This is a genomic window from Salinimicrobium sp. TIG7-5_MAKvit (assembly GCF_049569215.1).
Classification (GTDB): Bacteria; Bacteroidota; Bacteroidia; order Flavobacteriales; family Flavobacteriaceae; genus Salinimicrobium; species Salinimicrobium profundisediminis.
Map to the genome: position 1 here is coordinate 3,765,628 of NZ_CP145903.1, position 18,895 is coordinate 3,784,522.

19 protein-coding genes are annotated in these 18,895 nt (G+C 40.2%); 6 read left to right on the plus strand and 13 right to left on the minus strand.

What is annotated here, in order from left to right; genetic code table 11:
* Positions 1 to 5: 5 nt before the first annotated feature.
* From V5739_RS16885 to V5739_RS16910, 6 genes are all read right to left on the minus strand, one after another.
* The gene (locus tag V5739_RS16885; protein WP_274704439.1) at positions 6 to 332 is read right to left on the minus strand and encodes a DNA-directed RNA polymerase subunit omega; all 327 of its coding nucleotides are present in this window, start codon (positions 330 to 332) and stop codon (positions 6 to 8) included.
* A gap of 15 nt (positions 333 to 347) precedes the next feature.
* On the minus strand, positions 348 to 1,163 hold the full coding sequence (locus tag V5739_RS16890) for an outer membrane protein assembly factor BamD (RefSeq protein ID WP_423819128.1): 816 nt from the start codon (positions 1,161 to 1,163) through the stop codon (positions 348 to 350).
* Between the two features lie 106 nt (positions 1,164 to 1,269).
* On the minus strand, positions 1,270 to 2,142 hold the full coding sequence (gene dapA / locus V5739_RS16895) for a 4-hydroxy-tetrahydrodipicolinate synthase (protein WP_423819129.1): 873 nt from the start codon (positions 2,140 to 2,142) through the stop codon (positions 1,270 to 1,272).
* Complete coding sequence (locus V5739_RS16900; RefSeq protein ID WP_423819130.1) at positions 2,135 to 2,653, minus strand: DUF6913 domain-containing protein; 519 nt, start codon at positions 2,651 to 2,653, stop codon at positions 2,135 to 2,137. The genes dapA and V5739_RS16900 overlap by 8 nt, the downstream gene beginning before the upstream one ends.
* Before the next feature lie 57 nt (positions 2,654 to 2,710).
* Positions 2,711 to 3,409, minus strand: coding sequence for a hypothetical protein (locus V5739_RS16905; protein WP_266068859.1), 699 nt, complete (start codon positions 3,407 to 3,409; stop codon positions 2,711 to 2,713).
* Positions 3,410 to 3,517: 108 nt separating this feature from the next.
* Positions 3,518 to 4,204, minus strand: a complete 687-nt coding sequence (locus V5739_RS16910; protein WP_423819131.1) for a hypothetical protein — start codon at positions 4,202 to 4,204, stop codon at positions 3,518 to 3,520.
* A 172-nt stretch (positions 4,205 to 4,376) separates the two neighbouring features.
* Here V5739_RS16910 and V5739_RS16915 point away from each other — a divergent pair, with 172 nt between their 5' ends.
* Positions 4,377 to 5,129: a 5'-nucleotidase C-terminal domain-containing protein gene (locus tag V5739_RS16915; RefSeq protein WP_423819132.1), complete on the plus strand. Its 753-nt coding sequence runs from the start codon at positions 4,377 to 4,379 to the stop codon at positions 5,127 to 5,129.
* On the plus strand, positions 5,129 to 6,040 hold the full coding sequence (locus V5739_RS16920; protein WP_423819133.1) for a bifunctional metallophosphatase/5'-nucleotidase: 912 nt from the start codon (positions 5,129 to 5,131) through the stop codon (positions 6,038 to 6,040). Before V5739_RS16915 ends, V5739_RS16920 begins: the two co-directional genes overlap by 1 nt.
* Positions 6,041 to 6,182: 142 nt before the next feature.
* Here the strand turns inward: V5739_RS16920 and V5739_RS16925 are convergent, their stop codons facing one another.
* The 6 genes from V5739_RS16925 to V5739_RS16950 all read right to left on the minus strand — a co-directional run bounded on the left by V5739_RS16925 (position 6,183) and on the right by V5739_RS16950 (position 15,130).
* Positions 6,183 to 6,572 carry a response regulator gene (locus V5739_RS16925; protein ID WP_423819134.1) on the minus strand — a complete coding sequence of 130 codons (390 nt, stop codon included), beginning with the start codon at positions 6,570 to 6,572 and terminating at the stop codon, positions 6,183 to 6,185.
* Positions 6,541 to 10,308: a PAS domain S-box protein gene (locus V5739_RS16930; protein ID WP_423819135.1), complete on the minus strand. Its 3,768-nt coding sequence runs from the start codon at positions 10,306 to 10,308 to the stop codon at positions 6,541 to 6,543. The genes V5739_RS16925 and V5739_RS16930 overlap by 32 nt, the downstream gene beginning before the upstream one ends.
* A 656-nt stretch (positions 10,309 to 10,964) precedes the next feature.
* A complete protein-coding gene (gene ligA, locus V5739_RS16935; RefSeq protein WP_423819136.1) occupies positions 10,965 to 12,956 on the minus strand; it encodes an NAD-dependent DNA ligase LigA in 1,992 nt (663 codons plus the stop codon).
* The gene (locus V5739_RS16940) at positions 12,953 to 13,618 is read right to left on the minus strand and encodes a VOC family protein (RefSeq protein ID WP_423819137.1); all 666 of its coding nucleotides are present in this window, start codon (positions 13,616 to 13,618) and stop codon (positions 12,953 to 12,955) included. The genes ligA and V5739_RS16940 overlap by 4 nt, the downstream gene beginning before the upstream one ends.
* Positions 13,615 to 14,460 carry a peptide chain release factor N(5)-glutamine methyltransferase gene (gene prmC, locus V5739_RS16945; RefSeq protein WP_423819138.1) on the minus strand — a complete coding sequence of 282 codons (846 nt, stop codon included), beginning with the start codon at positions 14,458 to 14,460 and terminating at the stop codon, positions 13,615 to 13,617. Before prmC ends, V5739_RS16940 begins: the two co-directional genes overlap by 4 nt.
* A gap of 184 nt (positions 14,461 to 14,644) precedes the next feature.
* The gene (locus V5739_RS16950) at positions 14,645 to 15,130 is read right to left on the minus strand and encodes a GNAT family N-acetyltransferase (protein WP_423819139.1); all 486 of its coding nucleotides are present in this window, start codon (positions 15,128 to 15,130) and stop codon (positions 14,645 to 14,647) included.
* Between the two features lie 29 nt (positions 15,131 to 15,159).
* On the opposite strand from V5739_RS16950, the gene ribD reads away from it, so the two are divergent.
* From ribD to V5739_RS16970, 4 genes are read left to right on the plus strand one after another with little or no spacing between them, the layout of a single operon-like run.
* Positions 15,160 to 16,209, plus strand: a complete 1,050-nt coding sequence (gene ribD, locus V5739_RS16955) for a bifunctional diaminohydroxyphosphoribosylaminopyrimidine deaminase/5-amino-6-(5-phosphoribosylamino)uracil reductase RibD (protein ID WP_423820508.1) — start codon at positions 15,160 to 15,162, stop codon at positions 16,207 to 16,209.
* Positions 16,202 to 16,810: an HAD family hydrolase gene (locus V5739_RS16960; protein WP_423819140.1), complete on the plus strand. Its 609-nt coding sequence runs from the start codon at positions 16,202 to 16,204 to the stop codon at positions 16,808 to 16,810. Before ribD ends, V5739_RS16960 begins: the two co-directional genes overlap by 8 nt.
* The gene (locus tag V5739_RS16965; RefSeq protein WP_423819141.1) at positions 16,807 to 17,685 is read left to right on the plus strand and encodes an EamA family transporter; all 879 of its coding nucleotides are present in this window, start codon (positions 16,807 to 16,809) and stop codon (positions 17,683 to 17,685) included. The genes V5739_RS16960 and V5739_RS16965 overlap by 4 nt, the downstream gene beginning before the upstream one ends.
* A complete protein-coding gene (locus tag V5739_RS16970) occupies positions 17,676 to 18,290 on the plus strand; it encodes an IMPACT family protein (protein WP_423819142.1) in 615 nt (204 codons plus the stop codon). Before V5739_RS16965 ends, V5739_RS16970 begins: the two co-directional genes overlap by 10 nt.
* On the opposite strand, the gene V5739_RS16975 is transcribed toward V5739_RS16970, so the two are convergent.
* Positions 18,287 to 18,685: an acyl-CoA thioesterase gene (locus V5739_RS16975; protein WP_423819143.1), complete on the minus strand. Its 399-nt coding sequence runs from the start codon at positions 18,683 to 18,685 to the stop codon at positions 18,287 to 18,289. The genes V5739_RS16970 and V5739_RS16975 overlap by 4 nt on opposite strands.
* Positions 18,686 to 18,895: the final 210 nt, after the last annotated feature.

Here is an 18,895-nt window from a genome sequence, read left to right on the forward strand (position 1 = left end):
GCTTTTTATTCTTCGCTCTTAGTGTTGCGATAGTAGATTTTCTCTTCCAGCCACTCCTGAACCGCAAGTGCATGTGGTTTAGGTAGTTTTTCATAGAATTTAGAAACTTCGATTTGCTCCTTGTTTTCAAAGATTTCATCAAGGCTGTCGTTGTAAGTAGCAAATTCATCAAGCTTTTCAAGAAGTTCTTTCTTGATCTCTCCGTTTATTTGCGTAGCTCTTTTAGAAATAATTGAGATCGCCTCATAAATATTGTTAGTAGTAGAGTCGATCTTGTTCTTATCAAGCGTCGTAGTGTTTAGTGGAGCATCCGTTCTCTTTAGATCTATCATATTCTCGTCTCAGATTTATAATTGTTGTTCTTTTGTTTCAATGTCTTTTAAAGCAGTATTGGCCATCTCAATATATTCTCCTTCGGGATAATATCTCTGGTAATCTTCAAAATATTCCCGTGCATTTGCAAGCCTTTCGGGCATGGCATAAGCGTAGCTGTTGATGGCGTAAAGATAAGCCGACTCAAACTTGTAATACAGGGCCTTTTCTCTAAAGGGAGAACCCGGGTATTGAGAAATAAAATTATCAAATGCAGTTATTGCCGCAACATAACTTTCTGTATGGTGATACTGTTTGGCAATTTCGTATGTTTTTCGCTCCAGCTTTACCCTAAGCTCTGTGGCCAGCTTATTAGCTTCATCCATTCTTTCACTTTCGGGAAAGCGGTTAATGAACTCCTGCATTTTACTAATCCCCTTTATGGTTTCAGTTTGATCAAGATAGTATGCCGGCGAAAGGAAGTAGTAACTTTTTGCTCCTTTAAAAGCAGCCTCTTCGAGCTTTTCACTTTCAGGATAACTTTCCACAAACCGCTCAAACTGGTAGCCTGCCAGGAAGTAATCATTAAGTTCATAATAAGTATCAGCAAACATGAAGGTAAGTTTCTGGCCCTGTGGCTTACCTCTGAACTCGGGCACCAATTGCTCAAACAGCCTGAGTGCTTTCCTGTATTTTCTTCGGGAGTTCCCCTCGCCTGCCTTGGCTTCGTTGTACAGGTTCTCTGCAGTTGAATATTTTAGACCGATATCTTTACTTTTTAAAACCTTTTGGTATTCACCACAAGAGGTAAAGAGGAAAATTACACTTAATAATAAGATTACTTTTTTCATCCTGAATTTTAACATCTGGCAAAAATACTCTTTTCTGCTTTATTATAAAAACTTTAGTTCCAGCATAAATTCGCCTTAAACCAAAGGATTTCTGCCGGTTTATGAATTAGAAATTACCTAAAAAGGTTTCGATTTTTTCGTTTAGTTTTTCAGTTGAAGAAACCAAAGGCAGCCTTAGCTTGTTCTTTCCAATTCCTTTCATTTGCAACAGCGCCTTTATCCCTACAGGATTTCCTTCAGCAAAAATAAGATCTATAGAAGGTGCCACTTTATAATGTAACTGGTAAGCTTCATCTACTTTTCTTTCAAGGCCTAGGCGCACCATTTTAGAGAACTCGGCCGGAAGCCCCTGGCCAATTACCGAGATCACCCCGTGGCCCCCGGCAAGAACCATAGGCAATGTTACCATATCATCTCCCGAGATCACTAAAAAACCGGCGGGTACCGCATCAATAATCCTCATAGCCTGCACAATATCTCCCGCAGCTTCTTTGATCCCAATAATATTTTCAACCTGCGACAGTCGCTTTACCGTCTCGGGCAGCATATTAGACCCCGTTCTACCCGGCACATTATACATAATTATGGGTTTTGGCGATGCTGCTGCCACTGCTTTATAATGCTGAAAAATGCCTTCCTGAGAAGGTTTGTTATAATAAGGAGAAACCGAAAGTACTGCATCAAAAGCAGAAAGATTGGTACTGGAAACCTCTTCGCAAACTTTGGCAGTATTATTTCCGCCAATTCCCAGTATTAAAGGAATACGACCATTATTTTCTGAAACTACAGTATCAATAACAAGTTGTTTTTCCTGGGCAGTAAGGGTTGCGCTTTCGCCGGTAGTTCCTAAAACCACCATATAATCTATCCCGTTATCAATTTGGAAATTTACCAGCTTTCTTAGCGCTTCCTCATCTACGGAAAGGTCATCTTTAAATGGGGTGATTAAGGCAACACCCGTACCAATAAATTTATTCATTTAGGTTGCTGTATTTAATATTTTTCAGATATTTTTTTAGTTCATGTACAAAAACTTCAGCTTCTGAAAGTTCTGCGGAAATATTCAGGTCAAAAATGGCATTTTCGTCATTACTTTTCCTTCCTACTTTTAACTGTGCCAGGCTAACCGAAACGAGAAAATCTGCCAGTTTATTTTCTTCAGCAGTAAAAGAAATCAAAACTTCATACTGAGTGTTCAAAAATGCTGAAGCACCTTCAGAAATCCTGCCATTCCAGCTGAAATCGGCATTAGAGATCATAGGGTACTCAAATATGTCATTTTTGAAACCTTTTTCGCGGCAAAAAACAAAACAAACCTGCTGCTTTTGAAGGGAAAGATCATCCTGGAGCTTCAAAAATGGCAGAATGGCCTGCTCATCTTCAGCATCAAGAATAAGGCCGAGTTGAAACCTCTTTTTTTCAGCAAAATTACCTGCCTGAGACCGCCATTTTTTTCGCGCTAAAGCGAACTTTATTTCCTGAATTTTCACCGGGTAAAATTATGGATATTCTTATTACCAAACGCAACCGCACCAGCCTATTTTAGGCTATACTAGGTGCAAAAGCCTGAGTTTTTTTTCGGGGGTCACAAAAAAGAGAAAAACGAGTTTGATTGCGGCAAACTTTATAAGCGCTGCCACTATCTCTACACTCAGATCTCTAAAGTAGAAAACCTCCATATCGCGCAAAATGTCTGAAAAAATAAAGGAAAGAGCAAAACAGATATAGAAAACGGACTTTTTTGAAAAAGAATTTAAATAATATACAAGTGCAGTGATGGCAACAAAGAGAATATTGAGGTAGTAGAGCACATAGATCCAGAAGGCGAGCTCATGCCCAAGGTTGCGTTCAATCTCAATAATATGAACCCATAAAAGGTATACATAAATAGCTATTACGCTAATAAAATAAAGGGTGGTAAAGCGGTTGCCCCTTTCATATTCAGTGTGTTTAATGGCTTCCCGGGCCAAAAAGATGTAACCAATAAGCCACATTCCCAACTTAATATGTTCAAAATACCACAGGCTGCCACCCCACGAAAAAAGGGTTGCTCCCATTGCCATACTAAGGAACATAAGAAAATTGAAGTTCTTAAAAGGGATCTTCCGCAGGTAATAAAGGATTAGCGGGAAGAAGAAAAGGATCTCTCCTAACTTTCTAAGAAAAAAGTCATCTTTAAAAATACCCGTAAGGTTAACGCAAATAGCAGAGATTGCCAGGAGTGAAAGAATAACCTTTTTTTTCATTCATCAGGAAAATTGTCTGCAATATAGGAATTTTGCTAAGAATAAATTTTATTGTCATAAATTTTAAGAAAAACGGATTAAAAAATACCTTCCGAAGAGAATACTTCATCAAAAACCCGGAAGAAAGGTGCTTTTTCTCCGATGAACTGCATGTTGTACCATTGCATAGAAGGCAATTACATGTAATAAAGGGTAGAATATAGTCACGCTAATATCTGAGATAATAAATAATTTAAAGAACAGGGACAGCTCAGATAAGACCAGGCAGGCCGAAGCCAGCATAAGCCACAAAGAGGCATAATGAGACTTGAGAATATACTGTGTAAAAGATATTGCCAGGAGAGTGATGAGCAGCAGAATAAAAAGAGAGGCTTCCACCCGGTGAGAAGGAAGCACCTGGGGCAAAAGCTGGTTTATGGTATAATAAAGGAATCCGAGGAAAACAAACATGATCAAAAGAGAAATAAATTCCACCACATGAATCCTGCCCCATCTAAAACCCGCCAACGCAAAAACATAGAGAATAACCAGGGCAGTGCCAAAGCACCAAAGAATAGGAATTAAGTTCTCAGAAAGTCCTTCGAGCATCAATAAATCGCGAACGTAAAATAAAAGCAATGCAATGACCATTGGCAGGAACCATTTCTTCACCTTAACCCTGTAAAATAGAATGAGCACCGGAATTAAAAGGAATGTTGTGGGAACAGTAAGGATATCAAGCCTAAGAATAGAGCCAACAACAAAAAGCACACCCACTACCATGAATAAGAAAAATACTTTTTGACTTGTTTTCACTCTTTGCAATTACAATGTTTAGCAGTTCAGCTAATTGATTAGAAAAATAGAACTTTTTTTGATTAAGAGATAAACAATTTGTAAAAATTCACAAAAGACTTCTTTTAAAAAAGAATCATAATTTACCTTTCTTTTACTAAAACTTATACTTTTGTCTTTTTATGTAACATAAATGAAGCGATACCTACTCTTTTTGCTGTTGACAGCCGGGGCATGTAAATTCAACGACAATTACACACCGGCCCTCATTGAAGGAAAACAGCTTGAAATAACCCCCGACATACCGGCTAACGATTCTCTTGAAAATTTCATCACCCCATATAAAGAGCACATAAATAAGGAGATGGAAGAAGTCTTAGCTTATCTACCTTATAACCTCAGCAAGTCTGACGGAAGGTACAATACAGCCATAGGCAACCTTATGGCAGATGCCTTAATGGAACTCTCAAATCCCATTTTTAACAAGCGTACAGGAGAGAACATAGATATTGTAATGCTCAATTATGGCGGAATAAGATCATCTATTGCCAAAGGTGATGTGACTACAAGAAGCGCTTTCCAGGTAATGCCTTTTGAAAATGAAGTAGTTGTTGCAGCACTAAAAGGAGAAGCCGTGAGAGAAATGATCCACTACCTTATAGATTCGGGTACTGCTCATCCTGTAGCGGGCATTGAATTGCAACTTGAAACAGACAACAGCATAAAGAAAGTTTTGATTCAGGGGAAACCTTTAGTAGATTCGGCCACCTATTATGTTGCCACAAATGATTATCTCCTTGAAGGAGGTGACAGTATGAACTTCTTTTTAAAGGCTGAAGAAGCAACCAACCTTGACTATAAGATCAGGAATTTGCTTATTGATTATTTTAAAGCAAAGGATACCCTTAATCCGGTGAGAGATCAACGTTTTATCAAAGTAGAGTAATGGAAAGACGGAAGTTTATACAAAGTACAGTCGCTGCAGGTGCCCTAGCAGGAATAGGCAGCTTAGGCCTTTTATCGTTTACGGCTGCTAAAAAGCCAAAGCACATTACCATTTTGCACACCAATGATGTGCATAGCCATATTGAACCTTTTGATAATGGCCACACACAATATCCAGGTATGGGCGGAGCTGCCCGCAGGTATACCCTTATAAATCAAATTAGACAGGAGAATCCCAATATGCTCTTGCTCGATGCCGGGGATATCTTTCAGGGGACACCTTATTTCAACTACTATGGCGGCGAACTCGAATTTAAGCTGATGAGTAAAATGGGGTATGATGCCGCAACTATTGGCAACCATGATTTCGATAACGGAATTGATGGTTTGCTGGCACAACTGCCACATGCCGAATTTCCTTTTATAAATGCCAACTACAACTTTGACAACACTGTTTTGGAGGGACGAATCAAGCCTTACCAGGTTTTTGTACGCGACGGGATAAAAATTGGGGTTTTTGGTTTAGGTATAGAGCTTAAAGGCCTGGTCGCAAAAAAGCACTATAAAGAGACCGAGTATCATGATCCTATTGACACTGCAAAAACCATTGTCAAACAACTACGGGAAGAGGAAAAATGCGAACTGGTTATTTGCCTTTCCCACCTGGGCTACGAATACCGGGACGATAAAGTAAGTGATCAAAAACTCGCAGCAGCTACTAAAGATATAGATTTGATCATAGGAGGACACACCCATACTTTTCTTCCCAAACCTACTGTAGCACTAAATGCAATAGGTGAAAAGGTATTGATCAACCAGGTTGGCTGGGCCGGTGTCAACATTGGCAGGATAGATTTCTATTTAGATTCTTCAGGAAAGAAGAATGGCGGGGGCGCCGCTATTATTGTGTAGCAGTTTTCGATAAGAAAAGATACCAATCCTAAATTGTGAGACTCAAAAGCTATTATTGACAGCTTAGGAAGGAGATTTCCTACAGGAAAGTATAATTTAAACCAAACTAAAAAAACCTCTCAAAAATGTCATTTTTGAGTACCTACGGCTGAATTTGTTCCAGGCTGGTTTTAGAAAGGGGTTTGGAAAGGAAGTCGGCAACGTATGGAAATTGTTCCCTCTCCTCATTGAAGTCTTCAGTTGAAGACGATAAAATATAGATGGTGAATTTTTGTTTTATTCCGTGATCTAACTTTTCCAGCTCTTCCAGGAACTCCCAGCCCGACATAGCAGGCATATTTACATCAACAAACAATACGGTAGGCACCTGGTCTTCAGCTTCAAGTTCTTTTTCAATATGAATGAGGGCAGCTTCAGGATTAGTAAAGCTCATTACCTTAGCACCGGGATCATAACCTTTAACGGCGTACTCACAAATTAGGTTATTTGTGCGGTCGTCATCAACTATTATATACTGCCCCGGCTTCTTCATTTTCTAACTTGTTTCTACTGTTTTCATGCTTAAATTCAATAGTGAATTGTGTCCCTTTATTTTCTTCACTTGTCACCTGAATCTCACCTCCTAAAAGCTCAACCTGGGTCTTCACCATAAAAAGCCCCATACCTTTTCCTTCTACGTGATGATGAAAGCGCTTATAAAGGCCAAAGATTTGATTCCCCTTTTTTGAAAGGTCGATCCCCATCCCGTTATCTTTAAAAGTAATATAGATATTACCCGACTTTTCTTCAGAAGTAATTTCAATTACAGGAGAAACTTCGGGTCGGCGGTACTTGATACTATTAAAGATAAGATTATAAAAAATGCTATGTAGATAGGTCTTGATAGAATTTATATAAGGCACTTCGGAAAAGTTTGTGATAATTTGAACATTTTCCTTCTGAATAACCTGCCCGATACCCGATTGCACACTTTCAACCAATTCACTGAGTACAATAGGCTCTTTCTTTTCACTCATGTCTACCTTAACCTGAAGTATATTATTCAGGTCTTTGATGATAGTGTCCAATCTTTCGACGTTAGAAAGCAGCTCTTCCTGAAATTGGGTTTTAACTTCTACAGGATAATCTTCTTTAAGTAGTTCTCCCAACCCCATGATGTTTGCTACAGGAGCGCGTAAATTGTGAGAAATGATATACGAAAACTGTTCAAGTCCCTTATTTGCCGAAACAAGTTCTTCAGTATAGGCTTTCAGGTTTTTGTTGAGCTCGATGATCTTCAACTCCGATTCTTTTCTTTCGGTCACATCCCTGAAATAGACAGACAATCCTCCTTTAGAAGGATATGCAGTCACATCGAACCATTTGTTCACCCTCTCAAAATATTCCTCAAAATCAACAACGATCTGCTCTTTTGAAGCCTTGTAGTAGCAGGTATGGAATTTAGTACCAACGGCATCGGGAAAAACTTCCCAAAAGTTCTTTCCAAGAATGCGGCCTTTATTACTTTCAAGTAATTTCTCTGCATGCTGGTTCCAGTAGGTCACCGTCCAGTCATTATCAACCGTAAAGAACGCATCACCAATACTTTCAAGGATGGTCTGCTTTTCTTCTGATGCTTTTAAAGCTTTTAATTCTGAATTCTTGATATTAGAAATATCCTGCACGCTGCCATTGATCCTTATACATTTACCGTCAACAAAAGTGGGACGCCCAATCTTCCTCACCCAACACTCATTGCCTTTTGCAGTGACAATCTGCACCTCAAGATCGTAAGGCACATTATTTTCAACAGCATTTTTAAGTGCCGCTTTCATTCGCTCCTGGTTTTCACCTTCCTTACAAAAGAGGAACCCTTTTTCATGATCGGGCTTAAAATCGGGTGCCACTTCATGGATCTCTTTGGTAACCGGAGACCAGTACACGGTGTCCTGCACAAAATCAAATTCAAAACTCCCTATACGTGAAAGCTTTGAAGCTTCATCCAGGAGCTCTTCCAGTTTCTTTCTTTCTGTCACATCCTGGATTGCGCCAACCATACGTAGTGCTTTTCCATTTTCATCTCTAAGAATAAAACCTTTTTCTACTACAAAAGAGTATTTTCCATCTGCATTTTGGAACCTGTACTCTGCTTCCCAATGATTCTCGCTACTTTCTAAGGTGCGGGACAGGCTTTCATTAATCACAAGCCTTTCGTCGGGATGTATGTTTTTTGCCCAGGAATCAATTGAGAGAGAAAAATCTTGCTGAGAATAACCAAACAAAACATAGAATGCTTCTCCCCAAAAGAGATGATCAATTTGTATATCCCAATCGTAAATAGCATCTGAAGTAGCTTTGGAAACCAGTTCATAACGGGCATTGGTTTCCTTGAGGGAGCGCTCTGCCTCTACCCTGTCGGTAATATCAATGCCCACTCCCTGTAGTTCAACGGGCTTTCCTTCGGCATCTGTGAGGCATATAAAATCCCAGAGGGTAGGTTTAACTTTTCCGCCTTCCTGTGACTTATCAATTTCTACCTGGTGAACAACATTAGGATTAGCTAAACATTTTTTAAAGGTACTGCTTACTTTGAGGTGATCATACTCCATCACAGTCTCAATAGCTTTTCTACCCACTAAAATTCCATTGGGGGAGATCCAGTTAAAATCAGTAATAAATTTTTCATTCACGTAAGAATACTTCCCTTGAAGATCTATCCTGGTAAGGTAGTTCGTTTGTGATTTAAGAATAGCACGTTGCCTGCTTTCACTTTGCTTCAATTTAAGCATCGCATTCTTATAGTCTGTCACATCCTGTATAGAACCTTCCAGCTTTACCGGTTCTCCCCTGTTATTTTTAACCAGTTTTCCTTTTTCATGCACCCATTTGATACTACCATCGGGCAGGATAATCCGGTGTTCAAAATCCATATCCTTACTTCCAGAAAGTGCGGCGCTACGCTCCTCTAGAATTAGATCCAGATCTTCGGGATGTATGGTTTTCAAAAAACCTTCAAAATCTAAATTAAAGTCCTCTTTTTTTCGCCCCCAAATCCTGTAAACTTCATCACTCCAAAAAAAGTTATCCCCCTTCACCCCTACCTGCCAATAACCAAATTTCGCCAGTTCTTCGGCCCAAAGAAGTTTCTTGCTCTTATTTTCAAGCTTTTGAATGATTCTCTCTTTCTCTGTAATATCAATAGCGGTTACCAGCCGGCAGTTCCTGCCTTTAAAGAGAATACTGTACCCGTGCACTTCAACAGTAATTAAAGAGCCGTCTTTTTTCCTATGAATGAAATTACCTACATTAAGTAATCCCTTTTCACCCTTTATACACTGCAAATTGGCAGTAAGGATTGGAATTTCTTCTTCAGGTCGAAGGTCGCTAATATGGAAGTTTAAAAATTCTTCTTTTGTATAACCATATTGCTTTACCGCAGTACGGTTAACAGCGAGGATTTCGAGGGTTTCAAGATCAAATATCCAGTTTGGAAGCGGATTGAATTCAAACAAATGTTCATAATTCTTCTTTGACAGCAGTAACTCTTCCTCTGCTGTCTTTCTTCTCGAAATATCGCGGATGATGACTATTGCGGTTCTGGCATTCTCTGTTTCGTGGAATGATACTGCGGAAAAAACATCTGCAGGAAATGTATCGCCATTTTTTCTTTTCAGGATCATTTCACCCACAAAACCGGCTTCTGAACTTTTGGGTTCCAGAAGTTCTTTCAAAATGGCATTCTCTTCTTCAATAATTCCCCGAAGCCCTAATCCAGACAATTCATCAGATGTTCTTTGGAACATCTTACATGCCGAAGGATTCGCAGCCAATATACGACCACCGGGTAAGGTAAAAAGAACTGCATCTATGCTGTTTTCAAAAATAGACTGGTAGGTCATTTTCGTCTTACCGGCCGATTTTCGGTTTCTTAGCTTTATTTTATTTAGAACCAGGGGAAGTCTCTTTAGCCGATCTCGAAAAATATAATCATAAGCTCCTGCCTCTAAAAGATCAATAGCTTTCTCTTCGTCTTGAGGACCTATTATTAGAACCAGCGGAATTGGTATACTCTGGATGAGATCTCTGTAAACAGCATCCAGCTTCTCCTGATATTCAGCAACTACTAGGCTGGGACGGCTCTTATTTCGAAAATGAACGGCATCAATAACCTCTTCTTTCTCTGAAAGTATCCTCAGGTTTTCTTTCCTTAATACATCAGCTACATCTGCAAAACAACTGTCTGAAGAAAAAAAAAGAACAACATTATTAGTAACAGCATTTTCAGACATACTCGACGAAATCATTATTTTTTTCGATGAAATACATTAATTGGCGAAAATAGACTTTTTTTAAGACAGCATTATTAGCTACCTCAATTTTAACTATTATCCTCTAAATAAGTCTTTACCAGCTTTATATATCAATTACCAGTTTAAAATCATAGCGTTTTCACCTTATTTCAAGGCATCATACAGACTTCACTATAAGATTCTCGTAAATAACCAGATAGGATTATTCCTGTACTGTCATACCACTTATTAAATCATTCATAATTTTAATAATTTTTTTGAAATAACTAAGTGATCTGGATCATAAATAATCTGCAGGAAATATAATACTTTTGCACGCTAAATACAGGCCTACTTACTGATAATGAATAACCTATACCTGAATATTACATTCTTTAATAAGAGCAAATGATGAAGGAAGAATAAAATTTGGTTAAAATATGATTCTGGAGCAGCTGCAACTGAATAAAAATTTAAATTTGCCCGCTCTTATTTAGTTGAAAATGATATTGTAATAAAAAAATTGCCATGATTAAAAGAATAATTCAAAAAAGCTATGACCACTTCGATTTTCAGGAGAGATCGATGTTCACCATCTTTGTAATTCTTTCAGTGATACTAACCACCATACTTTCTTTCAGCGCCTAGTTATTAAGTTATTCAATCATTTTGAGAAATTTTTTCTCATCAATGATTGGGATCTGGAGACTTTCAGCTTTTGCAAGTTTGCTGGGGCCCATATTTTCGCCTGCTACCACATAACTTGTTTTTGAAGAAATAGAGCCTGAAACTTTACCGCCATTATCTTCAATAAGCTTCTTGAGGTCATTGCGCGACATTTCAAAAACTCCAGAAACCACAAAGGTCTGGCCTTCCAGTTTGTTGGTTTGTCCGGTAAGTTTCTCGGCAGAGATCTCTAATTGCAAGCCGTAACCTTTCAGTCGTTCCACATTTTTCAGGTTCTCTTCATCTGCAAAGAACTCCACCACACTCTCGGCAATTCGCTCCCCTATCTCATCCACATTTTCTAATTCCTGCTGATTTGCTTTCATCAAAGCATCAATGTTCTTAAATTCTTTAGCCAGCTTTTTGGCTACAGTTTCCCCCACATAGCGGATTCCAAGGGCGAAAAGTACCCGTTCAAATGGGATCTGCTTTGAGTTCTCTATCCCATTGATCAAATTTTCAGTAGATTTTTCAGCCATACGCTCCAGCGGCAGGATCTGTTCTTTCTTCAGCTCATAGAGATCGGCGTAGTTTCCTATAAGGCCTTCATTCACCAAAAGTGCCACTGTTTCCCCTCCCAAACCTTCAATATCCATGGCTTTCCTGGAAATATAATGTTGAATCCTTCCAATGATCTGTGGCGGACAACCATTAAAGTTAGGACAATAATGCTGCGCCTCTCCTTCATTTCTCACCAACTCAGTATCACATTCCGGGCAATTGGTGATATATTGAGTAGGATTTGAATCCGGATCTCTTTTAGTAAAATCCACTCCAACGATCTTCGGAATGATCTCTCCTCCTTTTTCCACATAAACCTCATCGCCTTCCCTAACATCGAGTTTCTCTATTTGATCGGCATTGTGAAGGGATGCTCTTTTCACCGTTGTACCTCCAAGTTGTACGGGTTCCAGGTTTGCCACCGGAGTTATTGCTCCTGTGCGGCCCACCTGATAACTGATCTTGTTCAACTTCGTGGAAACCTGCTCGGCCTTGAATTTATAAGCCATTGCCCAACGTGGCGCTTTGGCAGTATATCCCAGCTCTTCCTGCTGGTGCAGGCTATTTACTTTCACCACTACCCCATCGGTCTCATAAGGCAAATCGTGCCGGTGCACATCCCAGTAATTCACAAACTCCATCACCTCTTTCAGGTTTTTGGCCAGTTTAGCTTCCGCAGGAATTTTAAAGCCCCATTCTCTCGCTTTTTCCAGCCCTTCATACTGCGACTTGATCCCCGGAAGGTTTCCGGTTAAACTGAACAAAAGACAATCTAAAGGCCGCCTGGCCACTTCGGCACTGTCCTGTAACTTCAGGCTCCCCGAAGCTGTATTCCGCGGATTCGCATAAGGCTCTTCTCCGGCCTCCACTCGCGCAGCATTAAGTTGTGCAAAACCTTCGTACGGAAGCACTATTTCTCCCCTAATCTCAAATTTTTCAGGATAATCGCCTTTCAATCTTAGAGGAACAGACCTTATGGTGCGTACATTATTTGTGACATCATCGCCCTGAATCCCGTCGCCACGGGTCACGGCCTGCTTAAATTCCCCTTTTTCATAGGTAAGACTAATTGATGCCCCGTCATACTTCAATTCGCAGGTAAAATTCACCTCTCCATCAACCTGCTTTTCTATTCTTTTCTCCCAGTTTTCCAGGTCTTCCTTAGAATAAGAATTATCAAGTGAATACATCCTGTGCTCATGAACCACGGTGGCAAAATTCTTAGTGACAGCCCCACCAACTCTTAGCGTTGGGGAATTCTCGTCATAAAATTCGGGATGTTTCTCTTCAAGCTCCTGTAGCTCCTTTAGTTTTTGATCAAAGTCATAGTCGGATATTTCCGGCTTATCGAGTACATAATACAGGTGGTTGTGGCGGTGAAGTTCTTCCCGCAGCTTTTTTATTTTTTCTTCAGGTTTCATAGAAGACTTAGTCTTTCGTGCTTAAATGAGGCTCCAAAAATGGCATTTTGGAGAGATATTTTTATTTCAAAAGAAGATGGATAGGCTTTATCCCCAACGGGTATCCAGTCCTTTTGTTCTTTGTTTATGATAATGATAAGCCCTTCGTCGTCACCGGTGGCACAAAAATGCTCATAATCTCCGGTAAACTTTGTGAGGCCAAATTCAGAATTCAAAAAATTAAACTGCTCTTCCACATTCGATGAAGCAAGCCCAATTTCGCTGATTCCTTTGATGCTTGCTGAAGAAAATTCTTCGGAAGCAGATTCAAACATATGTCGGCGGGAAATAAATTCGAGGATATTCGAATCTTTGTCATAAAAATAAACCGATCTCGCCTGCCATGCCGGGAAATCAATAATCTCCTTGCCATCATCAGGTAAAATTTCCACCCGCTGCTTTAACCAGTGCAACGCCTTTTCTTCCTGAAGTGCCGTAATATGAAAAGCAAGATGATAAGGAGTGGCGTTTTTGTCCTCTTCAAATTCGAGGGTCGAAAAACCCGTTCTTACCCGGAAATTTTCTTCGGAAATCTTTTCCACCGGCAGCCCCAGCACTTCGCCATAAAAACGGAACTGCGCCCTGACATTCGGAGTGTAAAGCTTCAGAAATTCGATTCTCATGATTTTATTCCTCTTAGCATGCGGTCTACCCCGAAAATATCCTTTTTTAAGCTGGTTGCGAAATTTTTTTTAGCTAAAAATGCTTCGGTATCTTCTCCCAGGCACTGGTTGATCTCAAAGTATAATTTCCCGCCTGGTTCCAGGTTATCGACTGCCAGCTCTGTGATTTTCCGGTAGAAGATCAACGGGTCGTGGTCTTTTACGTAAAGTGCTGTTTCAGGTTCGTGCTCGAGTACATTGCGCTGCATCTCCTTTTTTTCGAGCTCCCGCACATAAGGCGGATTGGAAACTATCACATCAAACTTTGAAGGCAGCCCTTCAGCAGCAAGAATATCTTTTTTAATAAAGTTCACCGCTACTTTATTTAAACCGGCATTGCGTTTTGCTGTTTTCAGGGCTTTTTCAGAAATATCTATGGCTGTGATTTCGGCTTTGGGTAAATGTTTTGCGAGGGAAATTGCGATACAGCCGCTACCGGTGCCAATATCTAAAATCTTTATTCCTTCGGAAGCATCAAGATCGTGAAGCATCCATTGCACCAGCTCCTCGGTCTCCGGCCTCGGAATTAGCACGTTTGAATTCACCTGAAAATTTAATCCGAAGAATTCTGTAGTCCCTGTAATATATTGAAGGGGTTCATGTCGGAGAAGCCTTTGTAATGCAGCCCTGAGCTTCTCCTCAGCTTCTTCCGAAAGTTCCCGCTGCGGATTCAAAGCAAGATCCAACCTGGTGAGTCCGGTAAACTCCTGAAGCAGGATATTAAAGAAAGAACCAATTTCCTCCTTAGGATACTCTCCTTCCAGGGTGTCAAAAAAGGTATTTTTAAAGGCTGTTATTTTCATTCTTTTTAACTGGTCCGTTTTCTCGCAGAGGGCGCAAAGATTTTACAAAATAATATTTCCCGCAGATTTCGCAGATTTCCGCAGATTCTACTAAATCCCCCTGATTGGGAACTTTAATTCCCAAATCTTCAAATTCTCAAATCAAAAAGTTGGAATTTGTTGCTTGAATTTTTGGAATTTAGGATTAAAGATTCTTTATCAACCAAACACTACAGTTGTAGTGGCCGGTATCGCCCAGCGGACCTTCCAAAGATTCAAAACCTGAACGAAGGTAAAGTTTCTGCGCCTGTTTCATATAAGGCAGGGTTTCAATATAGCATTTTTGGAACCCCTGCTCTTTGGCAAACTCCAGGCAGGTACTCATCATTTGGGCACCCACACCCTTTCCTCTCACTTCAGGTAAAAAATACATTTTCTGAAGTTCACAAATAGCTCCTATAAAATTGGCTAAAGGTGCAATTCCCGCGCCTCCAATGATCCTGCCTTCTGCTTCCACAACAAAATATCCCTTTTTTGGCGCGTTGTATTCGGCATGCATATCTTCAAGGGCGGCGTCTTCGTAAGCTGTTCCCACTTTTGGCACCCCCATTTCTACCAGCACACTCCTTATTAAGTCTTTAACCTGCTCATTATCTTCGGGTTTAATTTCCCGTATTACATAACTGCTCATTATCTCTATTAAATGCTATTTTTGTGACGGTGAAGATACATGAAAAATACATAAACCGCTGTATTCAGCTGGCGCAAAACGGGCTGGGAAGGACTTACCCCAACCCGGTGGTAGGCAGTGTTATTGTTCATAATGAGGTGATTATTGGCGAAGGCTGGCATAAAAAAGCCGGCGAACCTCACGCCGAAGTAAATGCAGTGAATTCGGTAAAAGATAAAAGTCTGCTTCCAAAGTCTACTATTTATGTAAGCCTGGAACCCTGCAGCCATTACGGGAAAACCCCTCCCTGCAGCAACCTGATCATTGACAGAGGAATCAAAAAAGTGGTGATTGGCACTGTAGATCCATTTTCGGAAGTTGCAGGAAAGGGAATTAAAAAACTTATAAACGCCGGTTGCGAGGTGAGAGTGGGCGTTCTGGAACAGGAATGCCGCGAACTCAACAAACGCTTTTTCACCTTTCACACGAAAAAACACCCTTATATTATTCTGAAATGGGCCCGGAGCAGCGACGGCTTTTTAGCTCCCTTACCTCTCAAAAATGCCGAAAGAAAGCCCGTGTGGATCACCGGAAAATATTCAAAACAGCTGGTTCACAAATGGCGCGCCGAAGAACAGGCGATTATGGTGGGCACGAACACTGCAGTAGCCGATAACCCTCAACTCAACACCCGCTTGTGGCAGGGAAATGACCCGGTTAGGCTTGTGCTGGACAAAAACCTGAGAATTCCGACAGATTCTCACCTTTTTGACGGAACGATCAAGACCATTGTTCTCACTGAAAAAGCTTCGGAAGAAAGGAGCTCCAAAAATGTCATTTTTGAGACCCTGGATTTCAAGGGAGACCTGGCGCAACAGGTTTGTGAGGTACTTTTCCGTCACGAAATCCAGTCGGTGATCATTGAAGGCGGCCGGCAAACCCTGCAGACCTTTATTGATGCCGGTTTATGGGATGAAGCCAGGATTTTCACCGGAAAAACCCATTTTAAAGAGGGAGTAAAAGCTCCCGAAGTGACCGGCAGGCTTATTTCTGAAACAAAAGTGGATCAGGACCACCTAAAAGTTATTTTTAATGATTAAAACCATCATATTTGATTTTGGAGATGTGTTTCTCAACCTTGATAAACCGGCTACGGCACGCGAACTAAAGAAGTTCGAAATATCCCATTTTTCAGAGGAAATGCTGCAGCAGAATATGGCCTATGAAAAGGGGTTAATTTCTTCGGAAACATTAATTTCAGGGTATTGCAAATCTTTTCCGAAGTTGACTTCAGAAGCATTTATAAATTCCTGGAATTCGATCCTAATTAATTTTCCGAAGCACCGGCTGGAATTTCTTCAGCAGCTGAAAAAAGAGGGAAAATACAAACTCATTTTGCTGAGCAACACCAACCATATTCATATTGACTGGGTGAAGCAGAATATTTCGTTTTTTGAAGAATTTAAAAACTGCTTTGATGCCTTTTACCTTTCCCAGGAAATCAACCTTCGAAAACCCGATCAAGAAATCTACAGTTTTGTACTGCAACAACACGATCTTAATCCGGAGGAGACGCTTTTTATTGACGACACTGTAGAAAATACCGAAGCGGCTGCAAAACTGGGCATTCACACCTGGAATATTGATCCTGTAAATGAGGATGTGGTCGATCTATTCACCATTAAAAGCGATTTGTTTTGATCTACCTGCTGTTAAGTGTACTATCTTCAAGTGTGATCTTTGTGATCTTTAAACTTTTTGAGCGCTTCAAGATCAATACGTTACAGGCCATTATTTTCAATTATTTTTTCGCTTTTTCGGCGGGAATGCTGGTAGACCGGCAACCCCTAAATGTCTCAAAAGTGGTTTCGGAAGCCTGGTTTTTAGGGACCTTTATTCTCGGATTTATGTTTATCGCTGTGTTTTACCTGGCGGCACTCACCACCCAAAAAAGCGGATTATCGGTAGTTTCTGTCGCTACCAAAATGTCGGTCGCCATTCCTGTTCTCTTCGGGATCATTTTATATAATGAAAGCACAGGTTTGACCAAGATCATCGGAATTGTACTCGCCCTGGTGGCGGTTTACCTCACTTCTATCAAAAAGAAAGAAGGAATAAAGATCAAAAAAAGAAACCTGGTTTTTCCGCTCCTGGTGTTCTTTGGCAGCGGAATTATTGACAGCACGCTTAAATTTTTGGAAACTTCTTATGTCGCCGAAGCCGATGTTGCCCTGTTCTCTTCAACTATTTTTGCGATTGCGGGAATAATTGGCGTTTGTATTTTAATTTTTCAGGGAATAAGAGGATCTCTCAAGTTAAGTTTCAAAAATGTCATTGGCGGCGTGGCTTTGGGAATCCCGAATTTTGGTTCTATTTATTTCCTGGTACTCGCCCTGCGTACAGAGGGCATGGAAAGTTCTACAATTTTTCCGGTGAACAATGTCGCTATTGTAATGATCTCTACTTTCCTCGGAATTCTTTTATTTAAGGAAAGAATGCTGCCAAAGAACTGGATTGGGATATTGCTGGCGGTAGCAAGTATTATTTTAATCGCAACTTCTGAAGAATGGATGTAAAAGACACTTATAAAACCATCACGAAACCTTCAGCAGAAGTCCTTTTTAAGGATAAGAACAGTAAGTTTTTTGGATATGCTTTTCCTGTAACTTCCGAAGAAGAAATAAAGGAATTGCTTGAGGAGGTTAAAAAGAAGCACCACTCTGCGAGGCACTGGTGTTACGCCTGGCAACTTGGAAAAAGCGATTTTCACTACCGGGCCAATGATGACGGCGAACCTTCAAATTCAGCCGGAATGCCCATTTACGGACAAATCCAGTCGTTTGAAGTTACTAATATTCTCATTGTGGTAGTGCGTTATTTTGGCGGGGTAAAACTTGGGGTTGGAGGATTGATCAACGCCTACAAAACCACTGCCCAAATGGCGCTGGAGGAATCTAATATCGTTACCCGCACCATCGATCTAAAGTTTAGGATCTCTTTTGACTATCCCGAAATGAATAAAGTGATGCGGGTGATCAAGGAAAACAATTTAAATGTTGTTGACCAAATTCTTGAACTGGATTGCAAGATCATTATTTCGGTTAGAAAAAGTGAAGCCGAAAGGATCTACGAAAAATTTGACGCTACCTATAAGGTAACGATCAAAGAACTGGAAGATTAAAACCCGAGCTTTTCAAGAATGTGTTGCGGACATTTAATAGGTTTGTTCCTTTCCATATCAACAAAGATTAAGGTAGTTTCAGCTTCGGTGAGCAATTCGCCATGTTGATTGAAGATTTCGTACTCAAATTCAATACGCACTCCGGGTTTTCTTTTTAAGCGGGTTTCGATCTTTAATTTGTCATCAAATTTGGCAGATTTCTTAAACCTGAGGTTAAGTTCATACACGGGCAGCATCACACCGTCTTCTTCCATTTTTCGATACGAGATCCCCAGAGCAGCAAGCCAGTCAATACGTGCAATTTCCAGATATTGTGCATAGTTGCCGTGATACACGACTCCCATTTGGTCTGTCTCTGCATATCGAACTTTAACATAGGTGAAGTGGCTTTTCATGATTTTTTTAATGAATTATTTGATTCGGTTTTGTACTTTCACAGTGAACGAAGTATGCTAAAATTTTTGTTAAATTTCAAGTAGGCAAACGTTTTTTTTTCAGATAATTTGTTCACATATTTGTTGCTCTAAAAACCCGGGAGAAAGACATTTTCTCTTTTTCTTATGGAAACCACTACTAACAAACGTATTATAAATCTAGACTCAGGA

What these genes read in the sequence shown, in the direction of transcription:
- V5739_RS16885 (WP_274704439.1), bottom strand. Translation starts at nt 332, where the DNA reads ATGATAGATCTAAAGAGAACGGATGCTCCACTAAACACTACGACGCTT.
- V5739_RS16890 (WP_423819128.1), bottom strand. Translation starts at nt 1,163, where the DNA reads ATGAAAAAAGTAATCTTATTATTAAGTGTAATTTTCCTCTTTACCTCT.
- dapA (WP_423819129.1), bottom strand. Translation starts at nt 2,142, where the DNA reads ATGAATAAATTTATTGGTACGGGTGTTGCCTTAATCACCCCATTTAAA.
- V5739_RS16905 (WP_266068859.1), bottom strand. Translation starts at nt 3,409, where the DNA reads ATGAAAAAAAAGGTTATTCTTTCACTCCTGGCAATCTCTGCTATTTGC.
- V5739_RS16915 (WP_423819132.1), top strand. Translation starts at nt 4,377, where the DNA reads ATGAAGCGATACCTACTCTTTTTGCTGTTGACAGCCGGGGCATGTAAA.
- V5739_RS16920 (WP_423819133.1), top strand. Translation starts at nt 5,129, where the DNA reads ATGGAAAGACGGAAGTTTATACAAAGTACAGTCGCTGCAGGTGCCCTA.
- V5739_RS16925 (WP_423819134.1), bottom strand. Translation starts at nt 6,572, where the DNA reads ATGAAGAAGCCGGGGCAGTATATAATAGTTGATGACGACCGCACAAAT.
- V5739_RS16930 (WP_423819135.1), bottom strand. Translation starts at nt 10,308, where the DNA reads ATGTCTGAAAATGCTGTTACTAATAATGTTGTTCTTTTTTTTTCTTCA.
- ligA (WP_423819136.1), bottom strand. Translation starts at nt 12,956, where the DNA reads ATGAAACCTGAAGAAAAAATAAAAAAGCTGCGGGAAGAACTTCACCGC.
- V5739_RS16940 (WP_423819137.1), bottom strand. Translation starts at nt 13,618, where the DNA reads ATGAGAATCGAATTTCTGAAGCTTTACACTCCGAATGTCAGGGCGCAG.
- prmC (WP_423819138.1), bottom strand. Translation starts at nt 14,460, where the DNA reads ATGAAAATAACAGCCTTTAAAAATACCTTTTTTGACACCCTGGAAGGA.
- V5739_RS16950 (WP_423819139.1), bottom strand. Translation starts at nt 15,130, where the DNA reads ATGAGCAGTTATGTAATACGGGAAATTAAACCCGAAGATAATGAGCAG.
- V5739_RS16960 (WP_423819140.1), top strand. Translation starts at nt 16,202, where the DNA reads ATGATTAAAACCATCATATTTGATTTTGGAGATGTGTTTCTCAACCTT.
- V5739_RS16970 (WP_423819142.1), top strand. Translation starts at nt 17,676, where the DNA reads ATGGATGTAAAAGACACTTATAAAACCATCACGAAACCTTCAGCAGAA.
- V5739_RS16975 (WP_423819143.1), bottom strand. Translation starts at nt 18,685, where the DNA reads ATGAAAAGCCACTTCACCTATGTTAAAGTTCGATATGCAGAGACAGAC.